Source organism: Microbulbifer maximicatervae (SeqCode), from assembly GCF_052468095.1.
Genome location: NZ_CP174332.1, coordinates 646382 through 664624, shown reverse-complemented (window position 1 = coordinate 664624; position 18243 = coordinate 646382). Strand labels below are relative to the sequence as shown.

15 protein-coding genes are annotated in these 18243 nt (G+C 47.8%); 12 read left to right on the top strand and 3 right to left on the bottom strand.

Features of this window, described 5'->3' with window-relative positions:
• Positions 1-148 precede the first annotated feature (148 nt).
• On the bottom strand, positions 149-1585 hold the full coding sequence (locus ACJJIL_RS02845; protein ID WP_445361163.1) for a hypothetical protein: 1437 nt from the start codon (positions 1583-1585) through the stop codon (positions 149-151).
• A gap of 868 nt (positions 1586-2453) precedes the next feature.
• Here ACJJIL_RS02845 and ACJJIL_RS02840 point away from each other — a divergent pair.
• From ACJJIL_RS02840 to ACJJIL_RS02785, 12 genes are all read left to right on the top strand, one after another.
• Positions 2454-2885 (top strand): response regulator transcription factor, encoded by a 432-nt coding sequence (locus tag ACJJIL_RS02840; RefSeq protein WP_282931332.1) that lies wholly within the window; start codon positions 2454-2456, stop codon positions 2883-2885.
• Complete coding sequence (locus tag ACJJIL_RS02835; RefSeq protein ID WP_413663257.1) at positions 2882-3310, top strand: CsgE family curli-type amyloid fiber assembly protein; 429 nt, start codon at positions 2882-2884, stop codon at positions 3308-3310. The genes ACJJIL_RS02840 and ACJJIL_RS02835 overlap by 4 nt, the downstream gene beginning before the upstream one ends.
• Complete coding sequence (locus ACJJIL_RS02830; RefSeq protein WP_413663258.1) at positions 3310-3729, top strand: curli assembly protein CsgF; 420 nt, start codon at positions 3310-3312, stop codon at positions 3727-3729. Before ACJJIL_RS02835 ends, ACJJIL_RS02830 begins: the two co-directional genes overlap by 1 nt.
• A gap of 32 nt (positions 3730-3761) precedes the next feature.
• Positions 3762-4634 (top strand): CsgG/HfaB family protein, encoded by an 873-nt coding sequence (locus tag ACJJIL_RS02825; RefSeq protein WP_413663259.1) that lies wholly within the window; start codon positions 3762-3764, stop codon positions 4632-4634.
• Between the two features lie 59 nt (positions 4635-4693).
• Entirely contained in the window at positions 4694-5236 is a 543-nt protein-coding gene (locus ACJJIL_RS02820) for a hypothetical protein (RefSeq protein ID WP_445361162.1), read from the top strand.
• A gap of 466 nt (positions 5237-5702) precedes the next feature.
• Positions 5703-6725 carry a hypothetical protein gene (locus ACJJIL_RS02815; protein ID WP_444918145.1) on the top strand — a complete coding sequence of 341 codons (1023 nt, stop codon included), beginning with the start codon at positions 5703-5705 and terminating at the stop codon, positions 6723-6725.
• Between the two features lie 449 nt (positions 6726-7174).
• Positions 7175-8194 carry a hypothetical protein gene (locus tag ACJJIL_RS02810; protein WP_445361161.1) on the top strand — a complete coding sequence of 340 codons (1020 nt, stop codon included), beginning with the start codon at positions 7175-7177 and terminating at the stop codon, positions 8192-8194.
• 244 nt (positions 8195-8438) lie between these two features.
• The gene (locus tag ACJJIL_RS02805; protein WP_445361160.1) at positions 8439-9320 is read left to right on the top strand and encodes a hypothetical protein; all 882 of its coding nucleotides are present in this window, start codon (positions 8439-8441) and stop codon (positions 9318-9320) included.
• 410 nt (positions 9321-9730) lie between these two features.
• Positions 9731-10615: a hypothetical protein gene (locus ACJJIL_RS02800; protein WP_445361159.1), complete on the top strand. Its 885-nt coding sequence runs from the start codon at positions 9731-9733 to the stop codon at positions 10613-10615.
• Positions 10616-10921: 306 nt separating this feature from the next.
• The gene (locus tag ACJJIL_RS02795; RefSeq protein ID WP_445361158.1) at positions 10922-11812 is read left to right on the top strand and encodes a hypothetical protein; all 891 of its coding nucleotides are present in this window, start codon (positions 10922-10924) and stop codon (positions 11810-11812) included.
• 294 nt (positions 11813-12106) lie between these two features.
• Entirely contained in the window at positions 12107-12988 is an 882-nt protein-coding gene (locus ACJJIL_RS02790) for a hypothetical protein (protein WP_445361157.1), read from the top strand.
• 447 nt (positions 12989-13435) lie between these two features.
• Complete coding sequence (locus ACJJIL_RS02785; protein WP_445361156.1) at positions 13436-14311, top strand: hypothetical protein; 876 nt, start codon at positions 13436-13438, stop codon at positions 14309-14311.
• A 58-nt stretch (positions 14312-14369) separates the two neighbouring features.
• On the opposite strand, the gene greA is transcribed toward ACJJIL_RS02785, so the two are convergent.
• Entirely contained in the window at positions 14370-14846 is a 477-nt protein-coding gene (gene greA / locus ACJJIL_RS02780; RefSeq protein WP_282931320.1) for a transcription elongation factor GreA, read from the bottom strand.
• A gap of 87 nt (positions 14847-14933) precedes the next feature.
• Positions 14934-18161, bottom strand: a complete 3228-nt coding sequence (gene carB / locus ACJJIL_RS02775; RefSeq protein WP_444891977.1) for a carbamoyl-phosphate synthase large subunit — start codon at positions 18159-18161, stop codon at positions 14934-14936.
• Positions 18162-18243: the final 82 nt, after the last annotated feature.

Sequence of the window (18243 nt, the reverse complement as noted above, 5' to 3'; positions counted from 1 at the left end):
AGGAAACCACAGGGGACAAGGTTTACCCGGTGCAGACCGGGCATAAAGAAATAGGACGACTAGGGCAATTAAAAAGAACGACAACCAAAACATGCTTCACCACACTTATTATTTTGTCAGTTTTCAAGCTGAATAGTGTTAGCTTCGATTACGCCTCTTCCACTAATTTGGCAACAGAATCAGTGTCAGCAAGCACGGAATTCTTTTTGGACTCTTCTTTCCCCGCCGGTTCTTTAGTCTCACTGCCAGTTCCCTGTTTCTGACGCACATATAAAGCCTGTAACCAGAGGGGAACAAAAATAACGATGTCGTAAAAACGATTAGCCAAAACACCTAAGTGCAGTGAAGCCATCGCCAAAAACCGCAGCATTATGGTCATTCCCCGCAGGGATAAGCCCACCCCAATACCAATCACCGTTCGCGCTGAACGGATAAACTGCTCCAAAGGAATTGCCAGAAAAGCCAGAATCAAGGGAAGCACAAACCCAAGTCCCATCTGTGCCAGAGGAATTGGCCAAAGCTGCTCAGAACCTAATAACTGCTGTTGCAGAATCAACTCACGTGAGAAAGCCAGGTTTCCACCGACTACAGCCAAAACCAATAAGAGTGCCAAAGCCACTCCCAGCAATAACCTGCGCGTACTCTCACCAAGGGAACCTACCGCAGGAAACATTCGAGTAACCTGCAAGCATTCCATAATCAACAACCCGACTGTGATCTGCAAAAAGATAACCACTGCGGCTGAAATACTGGCGAGACTATAACTGCCAAGTGAAGCTTCAGTGCCCAGTACTGCCGCCATAGGCTGTGCCAGTAACTGAAAATTCACCATAGCGCCAGCTAAAGCAACCACTAATACCAGAGAAGCTGTCAGAAAGCGGCTGAAAGAGGATGAAGACAGCAAGTGAAGGCTTTTATCCGTTTCCTGCAAAATCTCTTCGTAGCGCTCCATATGGCCATCCAGCGCTTTGGCCCGCCGAATAACCGATTCTACATTTTTGTTAATACGTCCCAATGTCGAAAGCATTGCACGCCAACTGGGCAGCATACGTTTTAGTAATTGATGCCTCTCCCGGGTGGACTCACGATAGGACTCCAGAGCTTTGGACTCGGCCTTGCGCATAGACTGATTAATAGTATCGAGAACATCTGCTACCACAGGGTCCTCTTTGCCAGGAATTTCCGAAACAGCTCGAATAGCCCTGGCCCAGTTCGACGGTTCCGGTGCTATTTCAGCACTGCGTACATAGTCCTCATCCAAGCTGCTGAGTTGTTCACAGAGCTTTCGATGCAAGGTTGGATACAGTGCCAAATCCCGCTGTACGGTTTGCTCAATACGTTCAAATTCTCTTTCAATCTGGCGCTCTGCCGTGTCCCGGCCTTCGGCAAAAAGTACTTCTCGATTGCGCTCTACCAGTCTTTGTTCTGCGGAATCAATATTACTCGCCATAAAGCGCAGCGCCCGATGGCCCAGACGCGCTATCGCATATACGGCGCGATGCACAGGCTCACGGGCCAGGAACAAAACAATCAATCCCAGGATGCCCCAAAGCCAAAGTGGTAAACTTTGCATTAGTTGACTCATTTCTTCCCCCTCACTATCAGCCCAATTGGCCTCTATCCTAACAGCTGCGGACAGCACATTCGCCCAAAAGTTCACAATTTGTACAGGAGTATGACGACAGCTTTGCCATTGGGATCAGGCCCTAATATTGGAAACACAGGGAAAGCTGATATAGACGCAGGGCCGTTAAGGCGACCCAACAATACGGAACCATACAGGTGACATCAATAAAGTTATCTGAAAACAGTTGTTCTTTTACATCAATTTAATTTTATCCCGTTAGAAATTAAAAAAATAAACGTCTACATCGAGTAGAGAAAATCAACAATAAAGCACAATACTTGCCAAAGAAAAAAACAGCACCATATGCGAGACACAAAATGCCAAAAAAATAAATTGCACGCATACCTTTCAAATTTCTGACTAAGTAAAACAATACATTTCCAAACTTGAAAACCACAGCCAAACCAAACCAAAAATATTCAAACCCCATAAATAAGGCACATTTTTTCCTAAGCCTTACCCCTCCTACGTCTACACTCCAAACTAAATTCTCATTGAGTGAGTGTTTTTCCCTAACACGGCAGAAACAATTTTACGCTGACTCCCACGTCGTCATGGCAGATAACGTGGGGTAATTTTGGGAACCTAAACGACAGGAGTCGATGGAAGGTCAAACTCTTATTTTAAGAGAGATCTATCTGTATCAAGGAGAGGTACGAGGTATATGCCGGTTCTTTTTTTTAGCAACTCCGGCCTTCAAGGCGATCTATTATTTTCACTGTTTTCACAAGCTATTCCCATACCCTGGGAAAAATCTAGCATTGGAAAACAAAAAAACTGCCTGCAGCATTATCAGGCTATCGTGATAGATTGCTGGCAAATTGGTGTGAGCTCTGACTCAAAGCAGTTTCTTTCAGATCTAAAGAAGATTAGTCATGCAAAAGCTTTACTGATTAATCTCCCAGCCAACCTACCCATTCATATATCGGAAAAGTTACGCCAGAAAGGTTTTCACCTACTTTGTGACAGCAATACCAGTCAGGAAAATCTTATTCACAAATTGGATACCGCGATCCACAGTGCCGAGGGGCGACAACATATCAGCCCACAAAACTCCCTCCCTCTTACCCGCAGGGAACAGGAAATACTCGGACAACTCACTACCGGTGAACCCAACAGTGTGATCGCAACAAAATTGCACCTTAGCGAACACACTGTGAAAAATCACATGTACAACATTTTCCGAAAAATTGGAGTTAAAAACCGGCTGCAGGCCAGTAATTGGGCCAAGCTCAATCTCCAGGAAGAGAGGATATGAGACTAACCCTGTTGATGTTGACACTGTGTGCATCCCTGGCCTTTGGCCAGGATGACACAGAGGTCCCTCCAGCAGATACCGATTCTGGAAAACTCGAAGACGAAATCAGTGGATTCAATATTGATCGAACAATAACCCGTACCGGGCACGATTTTGCCCGCTACATGAGCGAATACAGAAACCTTAATTATCCAGATGCCACTTACAACTTAACTATTTACGAGAGACCCTCAGCACGTTGGGGAAATCTCATCTGGGTTACCTATAACGACAAAATTGTTTTCAGGCGTTTTATCAGTCCAAGCACCAATAATATTCATCGCTTGGCCGATGAGGCCGCGCAATATATTCACCAGGAAGTACTGCAAGCGCGTGTTCGCAGCTCACTCACAGACACCTTTGATTTGGGTAAGGATGAATTCTAATGAAGATCAAATCATTACTGGGTACCGCTTTTTTTTCTCTGGCGGCGTTCTCATATCATCACGTCTCGGCCACCGAATTAATCTATGAACCGGTAAACCCCAATTTTGGTGGCAACCCACTCAATGGTACTTACCTTCTGCAAAATGCGCAGTCACAAGACACTCACGAAGATCCGGATAAACCAGACAGCCTCTATGAACAACCCAGTGCTCTGGATAGGTTCAGCGACTCGCTGGAAACCCGCCTGCTAAACCAACTTCTAACCGATGTTGGTGATGGTAATAGTGGAGAACTGATTACAGACGACTTTATCGTACAAATCGTTGATAACGATGGTGTCCTGACAGTACTTATCACCGACCGCAGTACCGGAGATAAAAGCGAAATCGTTGTAAGCGGGCTAAACCCGACAAACTAACGAACGTTTAAATTTCAAAGGATTCTTTGGCAATGCGTAATGCAATAAAAAAAGTGATAGCTTTGCCCATCGTAGCGACATTAATGACGCTAAGTAGTTGTTCCGCGGTCAAAGATGTGGGCGATGCACTTTTTGGTCCGGGCATCACAGATGCGATGCTCACTCCGAGGAAAAACACCTATCGGGACCTGATCAACCTTCCGCAACCGAAGGGTAAAATATTGGTGGCGGTATACGGTTTCCGCGATCAGACCGGCCAGTATAAGCCCGCTCCAAATAGCAGTTTCTCTACCGCAGTCACCCAAGGTGGCGCGGCCATGCTCATGGACGTACTCAATGAGTCCGGCTGGTTTATCCCGTTGGAACGTGAAGGGCTACAAAATCTGCTGACAGAGCGGAAGATTATCCGTGCAGGATTAACCAAGCCGGACATTCCCGTCAATAACAGCGTGCCACTTCCCACACTCGTAGCTGCGAATGTCCTATTAGAAGGCGGCATTGTTGCCTACGATCAAAATATTCAAACCGGTGGCGCAGGTGCTCGCTATTTTGGTATTGGCGCAGACGAGCAGTATCGCGTGGATCAGGTAACAGTGAACTTGCGGGCCATAGATATTCGTTCCGGGCGGGTACTCCACTCTGTATTGACATCTAAAACCGTCTACTCCAAGGCAATCAGTGCCGATGTATTTCGCTACGTAAAATATCGGCGCCTGTTGGAATTGGAAGCTGGTACTACTTATAACGAACCCGCACAGCTTGCTATGCTTTCAGCGATGGAATCCGCTGTGATTCATTTGATCAGTGAAGGCATCGTGCACAATTCCTGGGCACTTGCCAATCCGGATGAGATCGAAAATCCGATATTGCAGTACTACCTCAATGACAGCACTGTCATTATGTAGAATCAATGACTGACAAATTATATTTTTAAGCCCGGCTTAAAATTGGGATACTTGGAAAGATGTACCATAAATTCAGAACTATTTTTTCTGCCACCCTAGCAATGGCTGTTGTTAACCTTCCGGGTTTAGGCCATTGCTCAGACTTGGATTCCAGCAGTGAATTGGCTGTTGCGAGCGAATTAAGCGCAGCCAATCTTTACTCCGTCACAAATTTAACCGTTATCAACCAGGAAGGTGGAAACAACAACATACATACCCGCCAATCAGGTAGTAACAACTACACTTCTGCTCACCAGGACGGCAATAGAAATAGTTTATCGGTCACCCAATCTGGTGAGGATAATATTATCACATCGAGTCAGGTCGGGAATTACAACTATTCAATGTTGATACAAATAGGCTTTGAGAATTTTATAGATATCGACCAGTATGGAGTTGGCAATACCGCGGGTATATCCCAATTTGGAATACAAAATAGTGCCCATGTGGAAGAGATTGGCAGCTTTCATAACGTCAATATTTACCAAAGTGGGAATGGCCTTCACACTTCGGTCACTGTTAGCGGAACTGCTACAACAACGTATATTAGCCAATATGACTAATAACTAATAATACTTCTCTGACTCCCCTTCACCTGATTAAAATTCTTTACTTTAATTCATGTAAGCTTATTAAGTGACAATAATTATTACAGCATTAGAAAATTCATCAGAAATGTGATTATTTGCACCTCGCGCCGTATAAAAGAATTTTCTGACAAGCTTTATCACCCCACCTAAAAAAAAGAACTTTCTTCCTAAAGTTTCGAGACTTCTGCCCTATAGCCACAACACCCAAAGACGACAAAACTCTATTCAGCATCAAGCTGCTGTTAAAAATGATATTGCTAGATGTTTCACAAGGAATGTGAAGGTTAGAAGCAGTCGGTTTCACTCCAGATAACTCACATACGCCTGGCACAGCCGTATCGTGTCCTGAGACAAAACACTCCCAATATCTAATGGTGCTGAATTCTTTTTATTTGTAAAAAGCTGTACAGCTATATTTGACATCCCTATGGAGTTACTGATGACTAAGTACACACCTATTGCCGCCAGTGTTCTTCTGGCGATCGCCAGTACCGGAGCCTTAGCTACCAACAATACCGCCATTCTCAACCAAAATGGCACTGGCAACATGGCCACGGCTGATCAGAGTGATGCCACTGTATCCAACAACCTGATCACACAAACCCAAACCGGTGACAACAACGTAGTTTATGCAGAGCAAACCAGCTTTAATGATTCCGGTGTAATTACCCAAACTCAAGTCGGGGACATGAATGACGCAGAGTCCTTCCAGAATGATTCAAGTACTGCAATTGTTACTATCACCCAAATCAACGACGGTCACTTTGCAACAACTACACAAAGTTTTGTAGATACCAGCGTTGCTACTGTCACCCAAAGTGGTAGTCCACAAACAGCAGCAGTAACCCAAGTTTCCAGTACAAATGATAATGCTGTAGTGACTCAGTCCGGCGACGGTAATGTAGGTAATGTTATCCAAACTAACGGTTCATTTAACACCGCAATATTAACCCAAACAGGAACCACCAATACTGCAACTTCTACTCAAACTTCCAGTACCTCGAGCACTGTTAACGCTATCCAGGCAGGTACCACAAACTCTGTAGTACTTATTCAAAACCTGGCCACCAACAGCACCTCAGTTTCCTTCCAGGATGGCACTTCCAACACATTCACTTCATCACAGACAGCAGGTGATGGGAATTACAGCGAGGGCTTCCAAAATGGTACTACTCAAGGCTTGACTCACATTCAAGTTGGAGATGATCACTGGGCTTATACTGAGCAAGTGGGTACCACCAATATTGGTGTGATCACCCAAACTGGCTTTGATAACTATTCTGAAGGCTACCAGGATGGAACGTTCAATAGCTTGACCGTTACCCAGCCTGGCGACTTCAATACCACTATCGCCTCGCAGACCGGTAATAACAACACTATTGCCGTAACCCAGGCAACCGATACCAACATGGCTACACCTACACAGGTAGGTGATTTCAACATGGCAATTATTATTCAATAATCATGGGAACAGGCCGGCTTAACATGCCGGCCTATTTTCAACTTGGTGGGCTAAGTACAAGCTTCAATTATTATTACTAGCCCTAAATTCTCATGAAACAACCATTTCATGTATTTAATGCCACCCTCCAAATCAGCTGACATTATTTGCCATAGCTAGTTCAAAAAAGAACTTTATTCCTAAGGTTTCGGCACTTCCGTCCTATGGCTGTAACCCCAGAAGACGACAAAACTCTAATCAGCATCAAGCTGCTGTTTAAATGATATTGCTAGGTTTTCACAAGGAATGTGAAGGTTATTAAGCAGTCGGGTTCATCCCAGTTTCCTCACATACTTCAGACACAGTTGTAATATGCCTGAGGATGAGACTCTTCCAATATCAAATGATGCTGTTTTCCTTTTGTTTGTAAAAGCTGTACAGCGATATTTGACATCTATATGGAGTTACAGATGACCAAGTACACACCTATTGCCGCCAGTGTTCTTCTGGCGATTGCCAGCACCGGAGCCCTCGCCACAAACAATACCGCCATTCTCAATCAGAACGGTACTGGTAACATGGCAACCGCTGATCAGAGTGATCCAACGGTAACCAACAATGTTATCACCCAGACTCAAACTGGTGATACGAATGAAGTTTATGCTGAGCAATCCAGCAATAACGATTCGGGCGTAATTACTCAAACTCAAGTAGGAGATATGAATTACGCGGAATCATTCCAAAACGATTCCAATGTGCCAGTGGCTACTATCACCCAGATAAATGACGGCCAGTTTGCATCGACTACTCAGAGCTTTGTAGATACCAGTGTTGCCGTAATAAATCAAAGCGGTGGCCCGCAAGATGCAACTATTGCTCAGACTACCAGCGCAAATGATACCGCTGTAGTTAATCAATCCGGTGACGGTAATGTGGCAGTCGCCATTCAAACCCTGACCTCATTGAATAGCGCAATTATTACTCAAACCGGCACCAATGGTACCGCTTCTGCAACGCAAAGTAATAGCACGCAGAACACCATGAATATGATCCAGGCCGGTGATACTAACACTGTCGCTCACCAGCAAATATCTGCGAGCAACAGCTCAACCTTCTCCTTCCAGGATGGTTCTTTCAACACCTTGTTCTTTAGCCAGACTGATGACGGAAACTACAGTGAGGGCTTGCAAGACGGTACTACCCAGACTTTGGTCCACAACCAAAGTGGCGGTGACCACTGGGCATACACAGAACAAGTGGGACTCACTAATGTTGCTGTCGTTACCCAAAGTGGTTTCGATAACTTCTCCCAGGCGGCTCAGGATGGTACTTTCAATAACCTGACCGTGACACAACCTGGCGATTTCAATAGCGCTACATCATCACAAGTTGGCAACTTCAACACCATAACTGTGACCCAAGTAGGTGACTTCAACGCAGCCGCACCCGCCCAAGTGGGCGATGGCAATGTGGCAGTGATTATTCAGTAATCAAGGTAAAGGCCGACTGTTAAAGTCGGCCTTTTTTTAACGAAAAAATTATCTCACAAACTTTAATCTCAATTTATCCATACTAAGTTCTCATAGCCACCATAAGTGAACACTCTACAATAGTTCTGCATATATAGTGTTTAAGAAGTAAAAATCACTATATCTACCAAATAATCAGCTTCTTCGTTTAATTTAAGCTGTTCAAAATATTTTATATTCAAAATTAAAATTCCACGGAGATAAAATGATACGTTACCAAACGTTAGCCATTGGATTCTTACTGTGTATCCCAAGCTACAGTGCTATCGCATCCAATAATACCGCTACCATTTCACAAAGTGGATTAACCAATAGTGCCACTGTGGATCAGGGCGATCCTACTGCTATTGGAAATTTAGTTACTCAAATTCAGACCGGGAATCTAAATACTGCTAATGCTGCGCAGATAACAAACAGCACCTCTAATGGAATTGATCAGGAACAACTCGGAGACAACAACTCCATTTTTTCAACTCAAACGGCAGCTACTGATACAACAGCGATGGTCTACCAAGACGGCGTTAGTCACAGCGTAACTACAAGCCAGACTAATACAACAACCAGCAGCGGTAGTGTTGAGCAATTCGGAACCCTTCAGTCTGCCACTATCAGCCAGGTCAATAGCGTTTCTGATAATGCCGACTTTGAGCAATTTGGCACTCAAAACCTGGCTACAGTTACCCAAGCAAATAGCGACTCAAGTACCACCATATCTTCACAATCTGGAGATTCAAATGGTGCTGGATATACGCAGACAGGTCTGGCCCACTTGATTGATGCCACTCAGATTGGCACCTCCAATACAATCAGTGCTGTACAAAGTAGTCAGCAGGGTTCGATCACCATTATGCAGGATGGTGACAATAACACCTCTTTTCATGGACAGTTCGGGACATTTGCAACCGGATCATCGACTCAGATAGGCTCTATGAATATGATTAATATGAATCAAGGCGGTAGTAATAACTTGGCAACCACCTTGCAAATAGGTACAAACAACTCGCACCAGACCGGCCAGAACGGCATCAGCCAAACAGCCAATGCCACTCAAAATGGCAGTAATAATATGGGCTTTATTTTTCAATAACATCTGTTTAGTTGTTTATTAACGGGCTACTCTAACAGATAGCCCAATCTAAACCTCACTATAGCTCTACAAACCTATCGCTTAAATCCGTTTATCGTATCCCTTTACAGGCACATCCAGGTAACGCAAAAAACAACAACAAAGAAGTTTTTCCTATTTTTTAGGCACTAACTTCCCATAGCAATACTTGAGGCTTACAATAAAACTCATACCAGCATCAGGGTATTATCAGGTACTCCAGTGATAATACCTATTAGGGATAGCAATAAAACAAGGTGTGCCAAACACCTTGCGCAATAAATGCCATACCCTATCTATGGAGTCTTTTGTCCTTCCTAGGCTTGATGCTTCACCGCAACTGAAATCATGGGGATAAGAAAAATCCACCTTACCTTCAATCGGAGATATCGATGCGAATCCATACACCAATTTCCGTGGGCATCAGTTTATGCCTTGTCGGGTCAATTGCTTATGCGGATGGAAATACAACTACCGTGGAACAAACGGGTAACAATCACCAGGTGACTGCAAACCAAGTAGACCCAACGGCAACTAACAACTTTATTGAGGTTATTCAGGCAGATGAAGCACAGGTTAGCAATAGCCTGCAAGACACTTCAACCAACTTGAGTATCATCAGGCATGAACAGGTAACGCTGGGGAATGAAGCTGACTCGACTCAAACTAATTTTTCAGATGATGCAGAGGTAAATATCTATCAGGAGGGCGCTGGAAATTTCGCCTCTACTTTACAAGACAGTACTTCTTCCAGCTTTGTTGACATTTCTCAGTTCGGCTCTGCAAATGACGTCATTTTCTCCCAAACAGACAGTAGTTTCGATACAGTCAATCTCTATCAGTCTGGCTTTGATAACCAGATGTTAGTGACTCAAACTACCACCATGTTTAACAGCCTAAATGTGTCTCAAACGGGTGATCAAAATAGCGCAGATGCCGAACAAACAGGGTTTGATAATCTGTTGACCACCTCGCAAACGGGCAATCTGAATACTTACTTTTCTATACAAACGGGTGACATCCTGGTAGCAACAAGTACCCAGATAGGAGATGGTAACATTAGTACCCAGACCCAGACGGGAGATATTTTGTTGGTTTCTACGCTACAAGATGGTACTGGCAATATGTCCATCGTGGATCAAGCTGGAGCAATGCAAACTGCAAGCAGTACCCAGATAGGAACAACTAACCTTCATACTATTACCCAAAGCGTCGACAATCAAACGGCTATTGGCATTCAGAATGGTGTGTTAAACCAAGGATTTATCATGCAGTAGCGGCATATTCGTTCCGGCTGAAAGTTATTATATTTTCAATATGGATAGAGGAAAGAATTCATTTTTCAATGCCAGCTTTAATTTATGAGTCACTCACAAAGCTACCCAAAGAATGGCATTCTTTCCTTACCTGATAAAAATACTGCATCAATATTTTCTTACGTAGCAGTGGTTTCAAAATTCTTCGTCTACAGTTTTCCATGTAAACGATTTCTCACATTTTGACGTTACTCACTTCACAGGTAACACAGGCAAAAGTTTTAACGACCGGATTTACCACTAGACGGTAATACACAGGAGTTAGCCGTGCAGAAGATTACCGTAATTCCACTGGTATTGGCGATATCTGCCACCAGCTTGGGTTATGCTGCAGAAAATACTACATTAATCACCCAAAGTGGCTCCAGTAACTCAGCTGTAGCGGATCAAACTGACCCAAGCGCTATCGATAATCACCTGGAGATCAGTCAAGACGGCTCTGCTCATATTGCAGAGGCCGTACAGCAAAACGAAATTGAAAGCTCAATTATCCAAATACAAGAAGGCAGTCTTAACGACGCCTATAGCCTGCAAATGGATGGGATCGCAAATAGCGTAGAAATATTCCAGTCAGGCTCTAATAATCGTGCCAGTAGCTATCAATTAGCCACACAGCATGGGCAATCGACAATACGCCAGGTGGGGTCCGGTAACGAAGCAGAGATCCAACAACACCTCGGTAGTGATAATGTCTCTGTTATAGAGCAAATGGGTGAGATGCATGGTGCCTTGATTGGTCAATACGCGAGTTTTAATTCCGATGCGTTGATATTCCAGCAAGGCTCAAGCCATGAGGCCATAATCAGCCAGGAAGGCACCGGGCACTACGCCAGTATCCAACAGATCGGCGCCGCCAACAGCGCAGATGTCGCCCAGTCAGATATGTACAACGAATTGGACCTCTATCAGGATGGCGAGGGCAACATGGCCACCATCGTGCAAGTATCCTGGTATAACAGTGCCTACGTCACCCAGGATGGCTACTTAAATTCCGCCAATATTATGCAAGCCGGCAATGGTGGACTAGGCGGTGGCCATATGGTGATCGTCAATCAGTCTGGCAGTATGAATGACGCAACTGTGATTCAAAATGGTTTCTCCCAATCTGCCAATATTACCCAAACCGGTACCGGTAATACGGCAGTGGTTTTACAGTAACGAAGTTATTCCAGTCGGAGTAAGGTCAACTTATTCCGACTGGATTCCTGAGGTAAAAGCACTCATTTCTTGATACTTATTTCTCATTAAATTGAGAATAAAGCCCTATAGAAACTTACTATACCGCCATCAACAATGAAAATAGCGGTAGTTGGGTCAATTCGCTTTTAGCGCTCTTAATAATTACTGTCCGGAATTTAATTTCCAGTGGTAATTTACCTATGTTTGCTTGCCAACACCGCACTTTAAAGCCGTAATTTTCATGCTCCTTGTTATGTAGTCGTGGAGGTATTCGTGAAAAAAGTTATTTACTCGCCGGTAGTCACATTTATCGCATTTCTTTCCGTCAATTCCGCCTTTGGGAATGACCAAACCGTAGAGCAGATACAGGTTGGTATTGGCAACAATGCCGTTGCCAACCAGAGGTTTCCGCTTAATGAGGGCAACTTAATCCTGCAAGAGCAAATTGGCTTTTTTAATGACGCCACCGGCATTCAATCCATAGAAATCAACAGCACAATTTCCCAATTTCAAACTGGCCGCAATCATTTTTCCAGAGTCTCCCAATCAACAGGGAGCGACAATGCGGGACAGAGCGTACAGATTGGCTCTAATAGCAGATCACTCACACGGCAAGTTAACCAAATAAACGGCTTCTCCCTGCATACTCAGGATGGCCAGGGACAGGTTGCCACCACGGTACAGATTTCCGGGGCCAATAACAGCATCAATATTGAGCAGACAGATAGAGCCAATGTCGCCGCCGTGGCACAAGTATTCAGTTTTACCGGTAATGCCTCAATCTCACAGGCGGGTTTGCTTAATTTAGGTGTCAGTGAGCAAACCGGCATCGCTCATGAATCTTCAATTACCCAGACAGGCGTACTTAACTTTTCCGAAATGGAGCAGCTGGGCACGGGAAATTCATCATCAGCTTCACAGGAAGGGTTGTTAAATTCAGCAAATTCTTTGCAAGCTGGTGTTGGCAATACCAACCAATCAAACCAAATTGGGCTGGAAAATAACGTTTCATTCTCTCAACTAGGTCTGAATCAAATGGCCAATAGCACCCAGATTGGCCTATTTAACCAAGTCCAAGCCAGCCAGATAAGAGCGGGAGCATCCAGCAACACCCTACAGATCGGCATTTCCAACAGCAGCCATATTTCCCAGTAAATAGGCTCGCAGCAAAATTGCCAATCAAAAAATCCGACTTAAATCCCCGCGCTATTCATAGCAACAGGCAAAAGCTATAGAGAGAGAAAAGTGAAATTAGAACTCTGCAATAGAACTTTCTTCTCAAGGATTTACAACTTCTCTCCTATAGCGACTGCGTCAATTTCCAGCAAGAATATTGAGGACGGAACGAAATTTTGGACTCCTAAGCAGTATCAGGGAAGCCATCAAAATGTATCAGTCCTACTCTCCCACGTACCTGTTTGACTGGCGGCAATGCCTTTGCGGCAACGCTGCTCCCCCTCTTTACAGTGATACCTACCCCTCCGGCTAGGTGCACCTGCTGTAAAACCCTCGGCGCAGGATGACGTGCCACCCCTTTTCAGCCACTTAGGCTGGTATTTCACCATGTGATGCTCATTGAAGTTTGTAGTAATGGAGACACTCATGAAGACTTTGACCCCTATCGCTGTAGCCCTAACCCTGGCCATCAGTGGAACCGCTTACGCGGGCGGCAACACTGCCACTCAGGACCAGAATGGCGGCCACAACAATGCCACTATCGATCAGACCGGGCCGCTGACCTGGGATAACAACGCTATGCAGGAACAACATGGCCATAGCAATGATGCAGAGATCACTCATAGCATTGAACTCGGCAGCTATGGGTACCAGTACCAGGAAGGTGATCACCACTCGGCAGAGTTGCTGCAAAGCGGCGGTGCCGGCAACGAGTCGTTCAGCTTCCAGTCCGGCACCACCAACGTGTCTGAGACCTACCAGATTGGACAGCTCGGCAGCTACTCCGCCCATCAGCAATCTGGGGACAACCACTACGCCCTCACCTATCAGTTTGCAGGTGTTGGTAACATGGTGATGATTAGCCAGATGGACAGCCACAACACGGCAACCGCCACCCAGGTTGTTAGCGTTGGCTCTGAGACCGTTATCCGTCAGAGAGGAGAGCTGCACAACGCAGATACCTTCCAGAGCGGCTTTGGCCACGATGCCGGCATGCGCCAGTCCGGTGAATCCAATGATGGTGATATTCGTCAGGTGGGTGGTGATCACTACGCCCGTATGCGTCAGCGTGGCCACAATCAGGAAGCGGATATTTCACAGGCAGGGTACGACCACAGTGCGAGTGCCCGCCAGAGAGGCCACCACAATGATGTGTACCTGGGACAGATCGGTTCTGGGCACAGCGCAACAGCACGCCAATCAGGACACAACAATAACAGCCTGGTGGGACAATTCGGCCTCTATGAAACTGCTACGGTAATGCAGTCTGGCCATGCTAACCAAAGCCTCGTATTCCAGTAGAACGGGCAACAACAAAAAAGGGCGGCCCATGGCCGCCCTTTTTTTTATCGCTTGTAATTTACAGGTGCTCAACCGCATCGATTTCGTACTCCACCGCACCGGAAGGTGTTTGGACTACCACCACATCACCCACTTCCTTGCCGATCAGCGCACGGGCAATCGGGGAGTTCACCGAGATCTTGTGCTTTTTCACATCGGCTTCGTCGTCACCCACAATTTTGTATGTGACTTCCTTCTCATCATCCAGGTGAATAATCGTTACCGTAGTGCCGAAAATTACCTTGTCACTGGGCTCAATGCTTTTCACATCAATGACCAGAGAGTGGGAAAGCTTGCTTTCGATTTCCTGGATACGGCCTTCGATAAAGCCCTGCTTTTCCCGCGCCGCGTGGTATTCGGCATTTTCCTTTAAATCACCGTGTTCGCGCGCTTCAGCAATCGCCTGTACAACGGTAGGGCGTTCAACTTTTTTCAGATTGTCCAGCTCTGAGCGCAGCGCTTCTGCGCCTTCAACGGTCATTGGTACCCGGTTCAATGTGGGACCTCCATTATTGTTACGACGAAACCGGGCCCAGTGAGATCACGGGGCCCGGTTGGATTTCACAAGTTGGTTTTAAAGCTATTAAGACAGCTTTACGACACGCTGGTGAAGGTCTTGCAGGCGGCGAACCTGTAGCGGCTGCTCCTGACGCATGGCCATCGCCATGGCCTGGGCCGCTGCCAGGGTGGTGGTGTAACACACCTGGTGGTTCTCGGCACTGCGACGGATATCCGCAGAGTCGCGAATCGCCTGGCGCCCTTCGGTAGTGTTCACTACCAGCGCAATCTCGTCATTCTTAATCATATCGACGATATGCGGGCGACCTTCACTCATCTTGTTGACGGTTGTAACGGGAATATTGTTTTCTTGCAAGACCTTGGCGGTGCCGCGGCTGGCAATTACTTCGAAGCCAAGCTCCACCAGATCGCGAGCTACGCCCACTGCGTCGGCCTTGTCGAAGTCACGCACAGAGATAAATGCGCGTCCGGACTCCGGCAGGCGGTCGCCAGCGGCAACCAGGCCCTTGTCGAAGGCTTCTGCGAAGGTAGCGCCTACGCCCATTACTTCGCCGGTGGATTTCATCTCGGGGCCGAGAATCGGGTCCACTTTAGGGAACTTGTTGAACGGGAATACAGACTCTTTAACGGAGTAGTAGTCCGGTACGATTTCTTCGGTAAAGCCCTGCTCCTGCAAGCTGATACCCGCCTGACAGCGCGCAGCCACTTTCGCCAGTGAAGTGCCGATGCACTTGGAGACGAAAGGTACGGTACGGGAAGCGCGCGGGTTTACCTCGATCACGTAGATCTCGCCGTCCTGGTAGGCCAGCTGGGTATTCATCAGGCCGACTACACCCAGTTCGCGGGCCATGGCTTTCACTTCTTCGCGCATACGGTCCTGCACATCCGCCGGCAGGCTGTAAGGCGGCAGGGAGCAGGCGGAGTCACCGGAGTGAACACCACACTGTTCAATGTGCTGCATGATGGCGCCGATCACAACGTCCTTGCCATCGGATACCGCATCGATATCCACCTCAATGGCGGCGTTGAGGAAGTGGTCCAGCAGTACCGGCGCTTCGTCGGAAACCTGTACCGCTTCTTTCATGTAGGTGAGCAGCTCGTCTTCTTTGTAGACGATCTCCATGGCGCGGCCGCCCAGTACGTAAGATGGGCGCACAACCAGCGGGTAGCCCACGTCTTTCGCCGCCTGAATGGCTTCGGAGACAGAGCGCACGATAGCGTTCTTCGGCTGCTTGAGGCCGAGACGCATGATCATCTGCTGGAAGCGCTCGCGGTCTTCGGCGCGGTCGATCTGCTCTGGGGTGGTACCAATAATCGGTACACCTTCGTTGGCCAGGTAGCGCGCCAGGTTCAGCGGAGTCTGGCCGCCAAACTGTACGATCACGCCTTCCGGCTTCTCTTTGGCAACGATTTCCAGCACGTCTTCCAGGGTTACCGGCTCGAAGTAGAGGCGATCGGAAGTGTCATAGTCGGTGGAAACAGTCTCCGGGTTACAGTTGACCATGATGGTCTCGTAACCGTCTTCGCGCATCGCCAGGGCGGCGTGTACACAGCAGTAGTCGAACTCGATGCCCTGACCGATACGGTTGGGGCCACCGCCGAGTACCATGATTTTCTTTTTGTCGGACGGCTGCGCTTCGCACTCCTCATCGTAGGTGGAGTACATGTAAGCAGTAGAGGTGCTGAACTCAGCAGCACAGGTGTCCACGCGCTTGTAAGACGGGAATACGCCCAGCTTGTGGCGGAATTCGCGCACAGTCTTCTGGCTCACCCCCAGCAGGTCCGCCAGGCGGCGATCGGAGAAGCCTTTGCGCTTGAGGAAGCGCATTTGCTCAGTGGTCAGCGCCGAGGTAGGCAGTGACTTGAGCGGCTCTTCGATTTTGATCAGCTCTTCGATCTGTACCAGGAACCAGGGATCGATACCGGACAGGTCGTAAACTTCGCCGACGCTCATGCCCATACGGAAGGCGTCGCCCACGTACCAGATGCGCTCGGCCCCCGGAACGGAGAGTTCGCTGCGCAGGCGGGTCTCAGCGCCGTCTTTGCTCGGGTCAATCTTGCTTTCCAGGCCGAAGCTGCCCACTTCCAGACCGCGCAGGGCTTTCTGCATGGACTCCTGGAATGTGCGGCCGATTGCCATCACTTCACCCACAGACTTCATCTGAGTGGTCAGGCGTGCATCAGCTTCACCGAATTTCTCAAAGGTGAAGCGCGGGATCTTGGTGACAACGTAATCGATAGACGGCTCGAAAGACGCTGGGGTAGCACCGCCAGTGATATCGTTCTGCAACTCGTCCAGGGTGTAACCCACTGCCAGCTTGGCCGCGACCTTGGCGATCGGGAAGCCGGTGGCCTTGGAGGCCAGTGCGGAGGAGCGGGATACTCGGGGGTTCATCTCGATCACAACTACGCGGCCAGTCTTCGGGCAAACGCCGAACTGTACGTTGGAGCCGCCGGTTTCAACGCCGATCTCGCGCAATACCGCGATAGAGGCGTTACGCATCAGCTGGTATTCCTTGTCGGTCAGCGTCTGCGCCGGGGCAACGGTGATGGAGTCACCGGTGTGTACGCCCATCGGGTCGAAGTTCTCGATGGAACATACGATGATGCAGTTGTCGTTCTTATCGCGAACCACTTCCATCTCGTACTCTTTCCAGCCGAGCAGGGATTCGTCGATCAGCAATTCGTTGGTGGGGGAGAGGTCGAGACCGCGCTTACAGATCTCTTCAAACTCCGGCCAGTTGTAGGCCACACCGCCACCGGAACCACCCATGGTGAAGGACGGACGGATAATCACCGGGAAGCCGAACTCTTCCGGCACTTTCTTCGCCTCTTCCATGGAGTGGACGATCTTGGCGCGCGGAGTTTCCAGGCCGATGGCCTTCATCGCCTTGTCGAACAGGTCGCGGTCTTCCGCTTTCTCGATAGCGTCTTTGTCCGCACCGATCAGCTCGACATTGAACTCCTTCAGGACACCGTGCTTATCCAGGTCCAGGGCGCAGTTCAGTGCTGTCTGGCCACCCATGGTGGGCAGGATAGCGTCGGGGCGCTCCTGCTCAATAATCTTGGCAACGGTGCGCCACTCCACCGGCTCGATGTAGGTGGCATCGGCCATGGCCGGGTCGGTCATGATGGTGGCCGGGTTGGAGTTCACCAGGATCACCCGGTAACCCTCTTCACGCAGCGCCTTACAGGCCTGGGCGCCGGAGTAGTCAAATTCGCACGCCTGGCCGATCACGATGGGGCCTGCGCCGATAATCAGAATGCTTTGGATATCTGTGCGTTTTGGCATCTTTCTTCCGTTCTACTACCGGCAAAGGCCGGCTGCGCTAAATTTCATTCGTTTCTTGTTAAAACCGCCGCAAAAGCGGCGG

Excerpts from the sequence above, each read along its gene's own strand:
- ACJJIL_RS02845 (WP_445361163.1), bottom strand. The coding sequence starts at position 1,585 with ATGAGTCAACTAATGCAAAGTTTACCACTTTGGCTTTGGGGCATCCTG.
- ACJJIL_RS02835 (WP_413663257.1), top strand. The coding sequence starts at position 2,882 with ATGAGACTAACCCTGTTGATGTTGACACTGTGTGCATCCCTGGCCTTT.
- ACJJIL_RS02830 (WP_413663258.1), top strand. The coding sequence starts at position 3,310 with ATGAAGATCAAATCATTACTGGGTACCGCTTTTTTTTCTCTGGCGGCG.
- ACJJIL_RS02825 (WP_413663259.1), top strand. The coding sequence starts at position 3,762 with ATGCGTAATGCAATAAAAAAAGTGATAGCTTTGCCCATCGTAGCGACA.
- ACJJIL_RS02820 (WP_445361162.1), top strand. The coding sequence starts at position 4,694 with ATGTACCATAAATTCAGAACTATTTTTTCTGCCACCCTAGCAATGGCT.
- ACJJIL_RS02815 (WP_444918145.1), top strand. The coding sequence starts at position 5,703 with ATGACTAAGTACACACCTATTGCCGCCAGTGTTCTTCTGGCGATCGCC.
- ACJJIL_RS02810 (WP_445361161.1), top strand. The coding sequence starts at position 7,175 with ATGACCAAGTACACACCTATTGCCGCCAGTGTTCTTCTGGCGATTGCC.
- ACJJIL_RS02805 (WP_445361160.1), top strand. The coding sequence starts at position 8,439 with ATGATACGTTACCAAACGTTAGCCATTGGATTCTTACTGTGTATCCCA.
- ACJJIL_RS02800 (WP_445361159.1), top strand. The coding sequence starts at position 9,731 with ATGCGAATCCATACACCAATTTCCGTGGGCATCAGTTTATGCCTTGTC.
- ACJJIL_RS02785 (WP_445361156.1), top strand. The coding sequence starts at position 13,436 with ATGAAGACTTTGACCCCTATCGCTGTAGCCCTAACCCTGGCCATCAGT.
- carB (WP_444891977.1), bottom strand. The coding sequence starts at position 18,161 with ATGCCAAAACGCACAGATATCCAAAGCATTCTGATTATCGGCGCAGGC.